Genomic DNA, 13,415 nt, shown 5'->3' on the forward strand with positions numbered 1-13,415 from the left:
GCGAACGCCGACGGAGACGCGCCGCATAGCATCGCCCGATCAAACGCTGCGTTTAGCGGTACTCTCGATTTGCACGGCACTGGGGTAGGAGCAAAGGCGGTGCGGCAAGCGACACCATTCATTACCTTTCACTACCTTGCCCGGGAACAAGGACCATCGAAACGATAGGTATCACGCGCACCAAGGTGGACAGACGAGTGGATTAATCCAACACGTCACATCCTAACTGCTTAATATGAAAGGAATTTTACTACTTTTCTGGTGCCCAGGAGAGGACTCGAACCTCCACGTCCATACGGACACTAGCACCTGAAGCTAGCGCGTCTACCAATTCCGCCACCTGGGCAGGTGTCGTGAGCGCGGTGATTATATCCGGTGCCAGGGGGTGTCAACGGCGAATTCTGCGAATCTGCCGACGCTGTGTCTAGACCTCTGGCATTGCCCGCGACGCAATCGCTGCTTGTTCCGCTACCCCTCCGGCGCTATCTCCAAATTCAGGCATCGAACGGAGGGCTCTTTCATGTCCAAACTCGTCACGATCTACGGCGGATCTGGGTTCGTCGGGCGCTACATTGCCCGCCGGATGGCCAAGGAAGGCTGGCGGGTTCGGGTCGCGACACGGGAGCCCGACGAATGCCTGTTCGTGCGGACCTACGGCGAGGTCGGTCAGGTCGAGCCGGTGCCCTGCAACATTCGCCAGGAAGGCTCGGTAAAGGCCGCGATGCACGGCGCCGATGCCGTCATCAACTGCGTCGGTATTCTCGCCGAGCATGGAAAGAACACCTTCGAGGCGCTGCAGACAGAGGGTGCCGAACGGATCGCGCGGCTTGCCGCGGCCGAGGGTGTCGCGCATCTGGTGCAGTTCTCCGCCATCGGAGCTGACGCGTCGGCGGCCAGCGACTATGCCCGCACCAAGGCCGAAGGTGAGGCGGCCGTCCTACGGCATATGCCATCGGCCATAATCCTTCGCCCATCGATCATTTTCGGGCCGGAGGACGAGTTTTTTAACCGTTTCGCATCCATGTCGCGCCTTGGCCCGGTCCTTTCCATCGTCGGCGCCGAAACCAAGTTCCAGCCGGTCTATGTCGACGATGTGGCCAGGGCGGCGGTCCTGGGAGCAACCGGAAAGGCCGATCCGGGGATTTACGAACTCGGCGGGCCGGATGTCGACAGCTTCCGAGAACTCATGCAGATGATGCTGCGGACGATCCGCAGGCGGAAGCTCATCTTCAACATGCCGTTCGGCCAGGCAAAGCTGATGGCGCGCACATTCGGTCTTGTCGAAAAGGTCAGCTTCGGGCTGGTCGAGGCACCGCTGACCGTGGATCAGGTCCGGAATCTCGCGGTGGATAACGTGGTGAGCGCGGGGGCAAAAGGGTTCGCCGAGCTCGGTATCACCCCTGTTTCGATGGAGGCGGTGCTGCCGGAGTACCTCTGGCGGTTCCGTCCAAGCGGGCAGTACGAGGTCCTGACGGAATCGGCTAAGAACCTCCGGGTCTGAAATGTCCGTTCAGGCGTTGTTTCAGAGATACGCAATGGCCAGCAGGACGCTGCCGAGCACGATCCGATAGACGACGTAGGGCGTGAAGCTGACGCTGCGCAGCAGCCGCATCATAAGGGTCAGCGCCAATAGCGCCGATGCGAATGCGAAAGCGGCGGCGAGCCCGGCGTCGCGTATCTGCCCAAGGTTCCCGTCCATCGCCATTTCAAGCCCCAGCAGCGTTCCGGAGGCCAGGATCGTGGGGATTGACATGAGCATCGCCAGTTTCGCCGCGCCGTGCCGGCCATAGCCGAGCATGCGCGCCCCGGTGATCGTAATGCCTGAGCGGGACGTGCCCGGGATCAGTGCCACGGCTTGCCAAAGACCCATGATCCAGGCGTGTTTCATGTTCCAGTCGGGCGCATCGAGCGCCTCTGCGCCACGCTGATCTGCCCAGTAGAGCAAGATACCGAAGAGAAGCATCGTCCATCCGATAACCGCAATTCCACGCAAGCTGTCGTCAAGCCCGGTGACGTTCAGGATCAGCCCGGCGACGATGACAGGTACCGTGGCGACCAGCAGCAGGAGCGCCAGACGCGCACCCGGGGTGTCGACGCGGCCGCGAACCAAGCGCGGGAGACCGCCCAGGGCCACCTTCACGTCACGCCAGAAATAGAGTACCACGGCAAACAGAGTACCCACATGCACGGCGACATCGATGGCCTGGCCCTGGTCCTCCATACCGGTGAGGTTAGGCAGCAGAATCAGGTGCCCGGAGGAGGAGATGGGCAGAAACTCGGTAACGCCCTGGATTATCGCGACAAGAAGTATGTGAAAGAGAGTCATCGGGAACCGGCCTCATCGAATGTTGCGCGCATCGTAACCAGATGATTCTCAATGGAAAGCCCAGAATTATGTAAGTGTAACTGACCCAAAATGGGTCCATTTTCCGTTTTCTAGTGACGGGTCAAGGGAATTTTCCTATATTTAGGTCACTGATTTTGACTTTATTTCCCGGCTCAGGGCATGTAATCAACCCCGACTGATCAATGGAGGCAAGCCAGTGGCCAAACAGCGAATGCTCCAATTCGTGTCCGTGGACAAGCAGATGCCCGAAAAGCGGGCGGCCGACTCGCGTGCGCATGATTTCAAGGAGATCTATGGCGAGTTCGCCGACACAAAGGCGACCGAGCAGGCCAGCCGCTGCAGCCAGTGCGGTGTCCCCTATTGCCAGTCGCATTGCCCGCTGCACAACAATATTCCCGACTGGTTGCGCCTGACCACCGAGGGCCGCCTGCAGGAGGCCTACGAGACCAGCCAGCTCACCAATACCTTCCCGGAGATCTGCGGCCGCATCTGCCCGCAGGACAGGCTGTGCGAAGGCAATTGCGTGATCGAGCAATCGGGCCATGGCACGGTGACCATCGGTGCGGTTGAGAAGTACATTACCGACACGGCCTGGGAAAAGGGGTGGGTGAAACCGATCCGGCCGGCCGTGGAGCGCAGCGAGAGCGTTGCGATCATCGGCGCCGGCCCGGGCGGGCTTGCCGCCGCTGACCGGCTACGCCGCGCCGGTGTGCAGGTGACGGTCTACGACCGCTATGACCGGGCCGGCGGGCTTCTGACCTACGGGATTCCCGGCTTCAAGCTGGAGAAGGACATCGTCCTGCGCCGCAACAAGCAGCTCGAGGACGGCGGCGTGAAGTTCGTGCTCAATTGCAACGTCGGTGAAGACATCGCCTTTGCCGAGATCCGGGAAAAGCACGATGCAGTGCTGATTGCGACCGGCGTCTACAAGAGCCGCGACCTTCAGGGACCGGGCTCCGGCGCGAAGGGCATCGTGCGGGCCATCGACTATCTGACCGCCTCCAATCGCAAGAACTTCGGCGATACGGTGCCGGAATACGACAACGGTGAACTGAACGCGGAAGGCCGCAAGGTTGTCGTCATTGGCGGTGGCGACACCGCGATGGATTGTGTTCGCACGGCGATCCGGCAGGGCGCGGAAAGCGTGAAATGCCTCTATCGCCGCGACCGGGCAAACATGCCCGGTTCGCAGCGCGAGGTACAGAACGCCGAGGAAGAAGGTGTTGTCTTCGAGTGGCTGACCGCACCCAAAGGCTTCACCGGCGATCCCGTTTCCGGTGTGATGGTGCAGCGGATGCGTCTCGGAGCGCCCGATGCCACCGGCCGCCAGCGTCCGGAGGTGATCGAGGGCGCCGACTATGTCGAGGAGGCCGACCTTGTCATCAAGGCGCTTGGCTTCGAGCCGGAGGATTTGCCATCGCTCTGGGGAGAAGAGGCGTTGGAAGTGACCCGCTGGGGCACCATCAAGGCCGATTTCCGCAGTCACGAAACGGCGATGCCGGGTGTCTTCGCGGTGGGTGACATCGTGCGGGGCGCCAGCCTCGTGGTCTGGGCGATCCGCGACGGACGCGAGGCGGCCGACGCGATCCTCGGGCGTTTCGAGGCTGCAAGCTCAGTGGTCGCAGCCGAATAAACGGTAGGCCCTGCTGCCTGCCGTGAACGACGTGAACCGAAATGGAACTGTAATGAGACCTGACGTAGGGAAATGGATCGTCGCCGTCCTCACCGCATGCGCTGCGGTGAGCGGGTCGGCCAATGCCGGCACGCGCGTTCAGGTGCCAGAGGGCTGCGAGGGGTTTCTGACGGTCCAAATGAAGGGGTGCGGTGTCTCACACTACTGGCGCTGTGAGGCCGACCCCGACCAGAACACATGGGAAGTGCACTACGATTTCGAGGGCCCTTTCTCCGTCTCGGTCTACAACCGGGAGTTCCAGTGGCTCGACAGCCGGTACTTCGGTGATGGGAGTCGTGAACACCTTGTCGACGAAGGGCCCGACCCGGCGTCGCTCAGCACCCTGCTTGAGACGGGCACCGACAGCTACGCCTTCGTCATTCACGAGAACGGGCCGGACGGGGAACGCGACATTGTCCACCAGGGCACAGACCGGCTGACCGGGCGCGAGGTCGTCATCGACGGCGTGACACTGCTGGAGACCGAGTTCACGGCGACCGCGCTCGATGCCGTCTCCGGCGAAGAGGTCTACACGGTATCGGGCAACCAGTACGTGCTGCCCGAGGAGCGCCTGTTCTTTCTTGGCCCGGACACGTTCCGTCAGGGCGTCGAGGAACGCGACAACGATTTCAGCCCGGTCCGTTTCATCCGCCCGGGCGAGCCGGGTTTCGATGCGATGACCCCGCAGTTCGACTGCGAGGCGACAGAAGAGATACGGTACGTTTTGCCGGCACACAGGGGGCAGGCCGAATGAGCGCAAACGGAACCCATGCGCAATTGTCCGGCGCGTGTCTATGCGGCGCCGTATCCGTACGGGTGCGCCCGACACGGCCCGAACTGCACGCCTGCCATTGCGAGATGTGCCGCACGTGGACCGGTGTCGCGCTCGTCGAGATCGATGTGGCGCCGAAGGACTTCGAGGCGAGTGGCCCGATCAAGCGGTTCACCTCGTCCGATTGGGCGGAACGCGCATGGTGCGACGCCTGCGGCACCACCCTCTGGTACAAGCTTACGATCCCGGGCCGGGAGCACTTCGCGGTATCCGCAGGATTGTTCCCGGATGCGGGGAACTTCCCGCTGACCAAGGAAATCTACATCGACCGCAAACCGGCCGGATATGCCTTCGCCGGGGACCACCTGCGGCAGACCAAACAGCAATTCGAGGCGAGTCTCGCCTCCGCGAGCCAAGGAGAGACCCAATGACCAAGTATGACGAGCACTGGGTAGCCGCCGAAACGGCGAAGCGCGACTGGATGGCCGAGAACGGCATGTACCGCGCGGAGGACGAGCATTCTTCCTGCGGCGTCGGACTCGTGGTCGCCATCGACGGAAAGAAGAGCCGCAGCGTTGTCGAATCCGGCATTACGGCGCTCAAGGCAATCTGGCACCGTGGCGCGGTGGATGCCGACGGCAAGACCGGGGACGGCGCAGGCATTCACGTGCAGATCCCGGTACCCTTCTTCTACGACCAGATCCGCCGCACCGGCCATGAACCGGATGTGGAGAAGCTGATCGCGGTTGGCCAGGTCTTCCTGCCGCGCATCGATTTCGGCGCGCAGGAAACCTGCCGGACCATCGTCGAGAGCGAAGTGCTTCGGATGGGCTACTACATCTACGGCTGGCGCCACGTGCCGGTGAACATCGATTGTCTCGGCGAGAAGGCCAATGCGACCCGGCCGGAGATTGAGCAGATCATCATCTCCAATGCCAAGGGCGTGGACGAGGAGACCTTCGAGCGCGAGCTCTACGTGATCCGTCGCCGGATCGAGAAGGCCGCCGCCGCTGCCCGTGTGCCGGATTTCTACATCTGCTCACTCAGCTGCCGGTCGGTGATCTACAAGGGCATGATGCTCGCGCAGGACGTGGCCGAGTTTTATCCCGACCTCCTGGACGAGCGGTTCGAAAGCGCGTTTGCGATCTATCACCAGAGGTATTCGACCAACACCTTCCCGCAATGGTGGCTGGCGCAACCTTTCCGGATGCTGGCGCATAACGGCGAGATCAACACGCTGAAGGGCAACGTCAACTGGATGAAGAGTCACGAGATCCGGCTCGCCTCCTCCACGTTCGGCGCACTCGCGGAGGACATCAAGCCGATCATCGCACAAGGTTCGAGCGACTCCGCCGCGCTTGACTCGGTCTTCGAGATGCTGGTGCGCGCCGGCCGCTCCGCGCCGATGGCAAAGACGATGCTGGTGCCGGAAAGCTGGTCCAAGCAGGCGGTGGAACTACCCGAACCTTGGCGTGACATGTACTCCTACGTCAACTCGGTGATGGAGCCGTGGGACGGCCCAGCGGCGCTCGCAATGACCGACGGTCGCTGGGTTTGCGGCGGGTTGGACCGCAACGGGCTCCGGCCGATGCGCTATGTGGTGACCGGCGAGGGCCTGCTGATTGCCGGTTCGGAGGTGGGCATGGTGCCGACCAACGAGACCACGGTTGTCGAAAAGGGTGCGCTTGGGCCGGGGCAACTGATTGCCGTCGATATGTCCGAGGGCGTCCTGTACCACGATACCGAGATAAAGGACCGCCTTGCCGCCTCTCAGCCCTTCGGTGATTGGGTTGGCAAGATCAACGAACTGGACGAGGTTCTCGAAGGCCAGGCCGAAAAGCCGATGTTCACTGGCTCGGAGCTCCGCAAGCGGCAGATTGCGTCTGGCTTCTCGGTGGAGGAACTCGAACAGATTCTCGTCCCGATGGCCGAAGACGGCAAGGAAGCCATTGCCTCTATGGGCGATGACACGCCGGCCGCGGTGCTCTCCGAAAAATACCGCCCGCTCAGCCACTACTTCCGGCAGAACTTCAGCCAGGTGACGAACCCGCCGATCGACTCGCTTCGCGAGTACCGGGTGATGAGCCTGAAGACGCGGTTCGGCAACCTCAAGAACGTGCTCGACGAGGACAGCAGCCAGACCGAGATCATCATTCTGGACAGCCCCTTCGTCGGCAATACGCAGTTCGACAAACTCGTGAGCGAGTTCAAGTCGCCGATGGTGGAGATCGACTGCACCTTCCCGGCGGACGGCCACCACAACGCGCTTGGCGAGGCGCTGCGGCGCATCCGGGAGGATGCCGAAGAGGCGGTACGCTCCGGCGCGGGGCACATCGTTCTGACTGACCAGTACCAGTCGGCCGACAAAGTGCCGATGCCAATGATCCTGGCCACCAGCGCGGTCCATTCCTGGCTGACGCGTGAGGGGCTGCGGACCTTCTGCTCGCTCAACGTGCGTTCCGCGGAATGCATCGATCCGCACTACTTCGCGGTGCTCATCGGCTGTGGCGCGACCACGGTAAACGCCTATCTGGCCGAGGATAGCCTTGCCGACCGGATCGAGCGCGGTCTGCTGGATTGCACCCTCAACGAAGCGATTGCCAGGTATCGGGCCGCGGTCGACGCGGGCCTGCTGAAGATCATGTCCAAGATGGGTATCTCGGTCATTTCTTCGTATCGCGGCGGATTGAACTTCGAAGCCGTGGGGCTGTCCCGCGCGCTCGTGGCGGAGTATTTTCCCGGCATGGTCTCCCGTATCTCCGGGATCGGTGTTGCCGGGATCCAGCGCAAGATCGAAAAGATCCATGCAAAAGGGTGGCTTGGCGGCACCGACATCCTGCCCATCGGCGGATTCTACAAAGCGCGCAAGTCGGGCGAGACCCATGCCTGGGGTGCGCAGACGATGCATATGCTGCAAACCGCTTGCAATACGGGTTCCTTCGAACTGTGGAAGCAGTTTTCCAAGAAGATGCAATCGAACCCGCCGATCCACCTGCGCGACCTGATGGATTTCAAGCCACTCGGTCGGCCGGTACCGATCGAGGAAGTGGAAAGCATCACCTCGATCCGCAAGCGGTTCGTCACGCCCGGCATGTCACTCGGCGCACTCAGCCCCGAGGCACACAAAACCCTGAACGTTGCCATGAACCGGATCGGTGCCAAATCCGACTCCGGCGAGGGTGGCGAGGATCCGGCGCATTTCGTGCCGGAGCCCAACGGCGACAACCCCTCTGCCAAGATCAAGCAGGTGGCCTCCGGCCGGTTCGGCGTGACCGCCGAATACCTGAACCACTGCGAGGAACTGGAAATCAAGGTGGCCCAGGGCGCCAAGCCCGGCGAGGGCGGCCAGTTGCCGGGCCTCAAGGTCACGGACCTGATCGCGCGTCTGCGCCACTCGACCAAGGGCGTGACGCTGATCTCGCCGCCGCCACACCACGATATCTACTCGATCGAAGACCTCGCTCAGCTGATCTACGACCTGAAGCAGATCAACCCGAAGGTGAAGGTAACGGTGAAGTTGGTGGCGGCCTCCGGTGTCGGCACGATCGCGGCCGGTGTGGCCAAGGCCGAGGCCGATGTGATCCTGATCTCGGGGCACAACGGCGGCACCGGCGCAAGCCCTGCGACATCGATCAAATACGCTGGCCTCCCGTGGGAGATGGGCCTGACCGAGGCGCATCAGGTGCTTGCGATGAACAAGCTGCGCGGCCGGGTGACGCTGAGGACGGACGGTGGCTTGCGCACCGGGCGCGACATCGTCATCGCCGCGATGCTTGGCGCCGAGGAATACGGCATCGGCACCGCCGCGCTTATCGCCATGGGCTGCATCATGGTGCGGCAGTGCCAGTCCAACACCTGCCCGGTGGGCGTCTGCACGCAGGACGAGCGGCTGCGGGCCAAGTATACCGGCACGGCAGACAAGGTGGTGAACCTGATCACTTTCTATGCCCAGGAGGTGCGGGAAATCCTGGCCGAGTTGGGCGCCAAGAGCCTCGACCAGGTGATCGGGCGCACCGACTTGCTGGCGCAGGTCAGCCGCGGCAACGCCTATCTGGACGATCTGGACCTGAACCCGCTTCTGATCACGGTCGATGGGGCACATGAGATCGTGTACGACACCGGGAAGCCGCGCAACGAGGTGCCCGACACGCTGGACGCGCAGATCGTGAAGGATGCCAACCGGTTCCTGAAGGACGGGGAGAAGATGCAGCTCTCCTACGCGGTGCAGAACACGCTGCGGACCATCGGCACCCGCACGTCGAGCCACATCGTGCAGCGGTTCGGCATGCGCAATGCGTTGCAGCCGAACCACCTGACGGTGAAGCTCACGGGCTCGGCCGGCCAGTCGCTCGGGGCGTTTGGCGCACCGGGGCTGAAACTGGAGGTTGCGGGCGACGCCAACGATTACGTGGGCAAGGGGCTCTCGGGCGCCACCATCGTGGTGCGTCCGCCGATGAATTCGCCGCTCAAGGCGGATGCCAACACGATCATCGGCAATACCGTTCTCTATGGCGCGACCGACGGGTATCTCTTTGCCGCGGGCCGCGCGGGCGAGCGTTTCGCGGTGCGCAATTCCGGAGCGAAGGTGGTGATCGAGGGCTGTGGCTCCAACGGGTGCGAATACATGACCGGCGGCGTCGCGGTGATCCTCGGCACGATCGGGGCCAATTTCGGGGCCGGGATGACGGGCGGCATGGCCTATCTCTACGACCCGGACGGACGCTCGCGCGAGCTGATGAACCTCGAAACACTGGTGACCTGCCCGGTGACTCACCCCCATTGGGAAGCGGAGCTGCGCGGATTGATCGAACGCCACCTCGCCGAAACGGAATCGGTTAAGGCCGCGGATATCCTCCAGCACTGGGATCTGGAACTGGGCAATTTCGTTCAGGCATGTCCGAAGGAAATGCTGGTGCATATCCCCCATCCGCTGACCACCGAGGAAGGTGCCATTCCGGCCGAGTAAACCTCGGCTCGCGGTAAATATGCGACGACCGCGGGGGCAGGCTCACAGAGCCTGCCCCCTCTTTTTTCATGATGTGTTTCCGTCCAGCACGCCGCATGTTGCCTGTATCGCACTGCCACTCCGCTATTCCATTGACCGGCGCATTCAGCGTCCATGGCCGCTTGACGCTGTGGGCTCTCCCCGGCATGACTTTGCCGTGGCCAGGACGACCAAGAAAAAGAAGACGCCGGCCAAGGGCAGGGCGAAAAAAACACAGGCAAGGCGCGAGATCCTGCCCGTGCGTGCCGTGCTATTCACGTGGCGCTGGTTCTGGAGGCTGGCCCTCGTCCCGCCGTTGCTTCTTCTGGCATTGGTCATCCTTTACCGCTTCGTCGATCCGCCCACCACGCATACGATCTGGTCCGAGAAGCGACGGCTCGGTGAAGTGGATCGTCAGTGGGTAGAGATCGAAGATGTCTCTCCCTACGCGCCGCGCTCGATCGTGGCGGCAGAAGATGCCAACTTCTGCCTGCATTGGGGGTTCGACATGGCCGCGATCCGCGATGCCCTGGACGATGGCGCACAGCGCGGCGCCTCGACACTCACGCAGCAGACCGTGAAGAACGTGTTCCTCTGGCAAGGACGGAGCTGGGTCCGAAAGGCACTTGAGGCCGCAATCACGCCAGTGGTGGAAATCGTTTGGCCGAAGAAGCGGATCCTTGAGGTCTATCTGAACGTTGCCGAGATGGACACCGGCGTTTTCGGCATCGAGGCGGCCGCACATCGATATTTCAACACCAGCCCGAGAGACCTCACTGCGACGCAGGCCGCACGCATCGCCGCGGTCCTTCCCAACCCGAAGGGACGCGACGCAGCCAATCCGACGTCGTGGCTGCGACAACGCGCATTGGCGATCCGCGACGGGGCCGCAACGATCCACGCCGACGGGCGCGCAGCGTGTTTCGAGGATTGAAAATGTGCGCCTCCCAAGCCAATAAAGGGCATTCCCGCCGCGTGAGATACGAAAGCAGATGAACCGCCTCTACCACGTTCCTCTCTCCCCATTCTGCCGCAAGGTGCGCCTCGTGCTCGCCGAAAAGAAGATCGAGGTCGAACTGGTGGAGGAACGGTATTGGGAGCAGGATGCCGAGTTTTTGCGCCGCAATCCGGCCGGCAAGGTGCCGGTACTGCGCATGGGCGGGCGCACGATGTCGGAAAGCCAGGCGATCTGCGAATACCTCGAAGAGGTCGCCCCCGAACCGGCGCTCATGCCGCGAAAGCCGGAAAGCCGCTACGAGGTACGCCGGCTGTGCGCCTGGTTCGACGACAAGTTCCACCACGAGGTGACGGCCAACCTGCTCTACGAGCGCGTGAACAAGAAGATCACGAAGCAGGGCTACCCGGAAAGCCGGAACGTGAAGGCCGGCTCCAAGGCGATCAAGTACCACCTCGACTACATGTCCTGGCTGTTGGATCAGCGGCGCTGGCTCGCGGGCGATACGATGACGCTGGCGGATTTCGCAGCCGCGGCCCATATCTCCGCCCTGGACTACATCAGCGATGTGGATTGGAACCGCAGCGCCAATGTCAAGGACTGGTACGCCAAGATCAAGTCCCGGCCGGCGTTTCGCAACCTGCTCGCGGACCAGGTGCCGGGCTTCCCGCCATCGGTGCAATATGCCGATCTGGATTTCTGAAGCGGCCGGCGTCGCGGGGGGCCCTTTGCCCCCCGTCCGGGGCGACGCCCCGGACTCCCCCCGCGGATATTTTCCGACAGAAGAACGCCCGTGGAGCGGGTAAGGGCACGGCTGGAAGCACAGGCGCGGGCGGAGGGGTTCTCGGCGATGGGGGTGTGCCGGCCCGATGCGATTGGGCATGTGCCCGCCGATCTGAAGGCCTTCGTCGAGCAGGGCTTGCATGGGCAGATGCACTGGCTTGCCGAACGCATGGGCTGGCGGAGCGATCCGGCGGCGCTCTGGCCAGAGGCACGTTCCATCGTGATGCTGGCCGAGAGCTACCGACCCGATCATGACCCGCGCAGGGACCTGGAACGACCGGAGATCGGCAACATCTCGGTCTATGCGCGCGGCAAGGATTATCACGACCTGGTGAAGAAACGGCTGAAGCGGCTGGCCCGCTGGTTGATCGCCGAGGCCGGCGGCGAGGTAAAGGTCTTTGTCGACACCGCCCCCGTGGCGGAGAAACCGCTGGCGCAGGCCGCCGGGCTCGGCTGGCAGGGAAAACACACAAACCTCGTCGGGCGGGATCTGGGCAACTGGGTATTCCTCGGGGCAATCTTCACCACGCTGGAATTACCGGCTGATGTACCCGAGGCCGACCGCTGCGGCTCCTGCCGGGCCTGCCTGGACGCCTGCCCGACCGATGCCTTCCTCGGCCCCTACCGGATGGACGCGCGGCGCTGCATTTCCTACCTGACGATTGAGCACCGTGGACCGGTTGCCGAAGACTTGCGGGCACGGATGGGCAACCGGATCTATGGTTGCGACGACTGCCTCGCTGCATGCCCCTGGAACAAGTTCGCTGTCGTGGCCAGCGACATACGCTACGCGGCACGCCCGGATCTGATGGCGCCGCCGCTGGCGGATTTGGCAGCGCTGGACGATGCCGATTTCAGGGCGCGGTTCTCGGGGTCACCGATCAAGCGGATCGGGCGCGACAGGTTTGTGCGAAACGTCCTCTACGCAATCGGCAATTCCGGCAACCCGGCCCTTACGGATGCTGCTCGGGCGCGATGCGCCGACGCGGACGCGACTGTGGCGGATGCCGCACGATGGGCCGTTGCACGATTGTCGCGAACGTAAAGAAAACAGAATTTGTTCCACGTCATTTTGTCCGGGGGGCTTCTTCTGCTACATTTGGCTTCCCACATGGGTTTGAGCGACGTCAGAATGGGAGGAAACCATGTCCAAACACATCCTTGACCGGGCCCGCAGCCGCGAATCGCGCCGCCTTCCCGCGTTCGAGGGAGTGCGGCGCCGTCTGGGTGCCGACGGGTCTCATCCGGCTTCGGTCGCACTCGCCCGTCGTTCCAAGGGTCCGCACAATCCCGCACTGCGCTACATGGCCTTTCTTCGGATCGACCGCGGATACAAGGCCTGACGCGGTTTCCGCTGAGCAGGTGAGACACGGTCACGCGTCGCTCTCTTGTCAAGAGGGCGAGGCCTGACGTCTACCAGCGGTGCTCCCGGCCCGCTTCGGAGTTGTTTCGGGAGAGGTGCAACGCCTCGACCGCGGTGCGGATGCCTTGCGCCGCCGAGGCCTCTCCATATGGTCCGAATGTACTGCCATCGACGACGAACGTGACCGTTGGATAGTCGCTTGAGTCGTTGGTGCGGTAGCCTACCAGCGCGTCGACGCCCTTGCCGTAGAAGGCGGCGTGAATCCTCTTTCCGAAGCGTTCCGCCTGTTTCAGCCCCCTGGCGGTGTCGTTGCCAACCACGATGGCGCGGACGGCCTTGTGGTTGACGTCCACGCCGCCGACAATAAGGCGCTCAACCGTCAGCGCGAGTGGTTGAAAAGTCGGGTCGCCGGTGATCCGATAATAGCTCAACGCAAGCGTTGCAGGTGTTGCAATCGCGACGATCAAAGCGACCAGGAGGGAAATCTGGCGCTGAGGCGGCGATTGGCGGTCGGGTGAACTCATGCGCGCAGTCTGCGC

Annotated in this window: 11 protein-coding genes and 1 tRNA gene; 9 read left to right on the top strand and 3 right to left on the bottom strand. The window is 62.9% G+C overall.

Translation table 11 applies throughout. From position 1 onward, the window contains the following. Positions 1-259: 259 nt before the first annotated feature. Positions 260-346, bottom strand: a tRNA-Leu gene (locus ARC39_RS15210). Between the two features lie 174 nt (positions 347-520). On the opposite strand from ARC39_RS15210, the gene ARC39_RS15215 reads away from it, so the two are divergent. Continuing rightward, entirely contained in the window at positions 521-1,501 is a 981-nt protein-coding gene (locus tag ARC39_RS15215; protein WP_068115696.1) for a complex I NDUFA9 subunit family protein, read from the top strand. A gap of 21 nt (positions 1,502-1,522) precedes the next feature. On the opposite strand, the gene ARC39_RS15220 is transcribed toward ARC39_RS15215, so the two are convergent. Beyond that, positions 1,523-2,326: an undecaprenyl-diphosphate phosphatase gene (locus tag ARC39_RS15220; protein ID WP_068115697.1), complete on the bottom strand. Its 804-nt coding sequence runs from the start codon at positions 2,324-2,326 to the stop codon at positions 1,523-1,525. Between the two features lie 217 nt (positions 2,327-2,543). Between ARC39_RS15220 and ARC39_RS15225 the strand changes: the two genes are divergently transcribed. From ARC39_RS15225 to ARC39_RS15260, 8 genes are all read left to right on the top strand, one after another. Further along, positions 2,544-3,980: an NAD(P)-dependent oxidoreductase gene (locus tag ARC39_RS15225; RefSeq protein WP_201455758.1), complete on the top strand. Its 1,437-nt coding sequence runs from the start codon at positions 2,544-2,546 to the stop codon at positions 3,978-3,980. Between the two features lie 52 nt (positions 3,981-4,032). After that, complete coding sequence (locus ARC39_RS15230) at positions 4,033-4,773, top strand: hypothetical protein (RefSeq protein ID WP_068115699.1); 741 nt, start codon at positions 4,033-4,035, stop codon at positions 4,771-4,773. Continuing rightward, on the top strand, positions 4,770-5,222 hold the full coding sequence (locus tag ARC39_RS15235) for a GFA family protein (RefSeq protein WP_236545280.1): 453 nt from the start codon (positions 4,770-4,772) through the stop codon (positions 5,220-5,222). Before ARC39_RS15230 ends, ARC39_RS15235 begins: the two co-directional genes overlap by 4 nt. Further along, a complete protein-coding gene (gene gltB / locus ARC39_RS15240) occupies positions 5,219-9,757 on the top strand; it encodes a glutamate synthase large subunit (protein WP_068115701.1) in 4,539 nt (1,512 codons plus the stop codon). Before ARC39_RS15235 ends, gltB begins: the two co-directional genes overlap by 4 nt. Before the next feature lie 196 nt (positions 9,758-9,953). Then, positions 9,954-10,709 (top strand): monofunctional biosynthetic peptidoglycan transglycosylase, encoded by a 756-nt coding sequence (gene mtgA / locus ARC39_RS15245; RefSeq protein WP_068116041.1) that lies wholly within the window; start codon positions 9,954-9,956, stop codon positions 10,707-10,709. Between the two features lie 58 nt (positions 10,710-10,767). After that, positions 10,768-11,433: an FtsZ-binding protein FzlA gene (fzlA, locus tag ARC39_RS15250; protein WP_068115702.1), complete on the top strand. Its 666-nt coding sequence runs from the start codon at positions 10,768-10,770 to the stop codon at positions 11,431-11,433. A 147-nt stretch (positions 11,434-11,580) separates the two neighbouring features. Next, positions 11,581-12,558 carry a tRNA epoxyqueuosine(34) reductase QueG gene (gene queG / locus ARC39_RS15255; RefSeq protein ID WP_236545290.1) on the top strand — a complete coding sequence of 326 codons (978 nt, stop codon included), beginning with the start codon at positions 11,581-11,583 and terminating at the stop codon, positions 12,556-12,558. A 100-nt stretch (positions 12,559-12,658) separates the two neighbouring features. Next, on the top strand, positions 12,659-12,856 hold the full coding sequence (locus ARC39_RS15260) for a hypothetical protein (RefSeq protein ID WP_068115704.1): 198 nt from the start codon (positions 12,659-12,661) through the stop codon (positions 12,854-12,856). A 70-nt stretch (positions 12,857-12,926) separates the two neighbouring features. Here the strand turns inward: ARC39_RS15260 and ARC39_RS15265 are convergent, their stop codons facing one another. Further along, complete coding sequence (locus ARC39_RS15265; protein ID WP_068115705.1) at positions 12,927-13,400, bottom strand: hypothetical protein; 474 nt, start codon at positions 13,398-13,400, stop codon at positions 12,927-12,929. Positions 13,401-13,415: the final 15 nt, after the last annotated feature.

It is taken from the genome of Tropicimonas marinistellae (assembly GCF_001509585.1).
GTDB lineage: Bacteria > Pseudomonadota > Alphaproteobacteria > Rhodobacterales > Rhodobacteraceae > Tropicimonas > Tropicimonas marinistellae.

What these genes read in the sequence shown, in the direction of transcription:
- ARC39_RS15215 (WP_068115696.1), top strand. Translation starts at nt 521, where the DNA reads ATGTCCAAACTCGTCACGATCTACGGCGGATCTGGGTTCGTCGGGCGC.
- ARC39_RS15220 (WP_068115697.1), bottom strand. Translation starts at nt 2,326, where the DNA reads ATGACTCTCTTTCACATACTTCTTGTCGCGATAATCCAGGGCGTTACC.
- ARC39_RS15230 (WP_068115699.1), top strand. Translation starts at nt 4,033, where the DNA reads ATGAGACCTGACGTAGGGAAATGGATCGTCGCCGTCCTCACCGCATGC.
- ARC39_RS15235 (WP_236545280.1), top strand. Translation starts at nt 4,770, where the DNA reads ATGAGCGCAAACGGAACCCATGCGCAATTGTCCGGCGCGTGTCTATGC.
- gltB (WP_068115701.1), top strand. Translation starts at nt 5,219, where the DNA reads ATGACCAAGTATGACGAGCACTGGGTAGCCGCCGAAACGGCGAAGCGC.
- fzlA (WP_068115702.1), top strand. Translation starts at nt 10,768, where the DNA reads ATGAACCGCCTCTACCACGTTCCTCTCTCCCCATTCTGCCGCAAGGTG.
- queG (WP_236545290.1), top strand. Translation starts at nt 11,581, where the DNA reads ATGGGGGTGTGCCGGCCCGATGCGATTGGGCATGTGCCCGCCGATCTG.
- ARC39_RS15260 (WP_068115704.1), top strand. Translation starts at nt 12,659, where the DNA reads ATGTCCAAACACATCCTTGACCGGGCCCGCAGCCGCGAATCGCGCCGC.
- ARC39_RS15265 (WP_068115705.1), bottom strand. Translation starts at nt 13,400, where the DNA reads ATGAGTTCACCCGACCGCCAATCGCCGCCTCAGCGCCAGATTTCCCTC.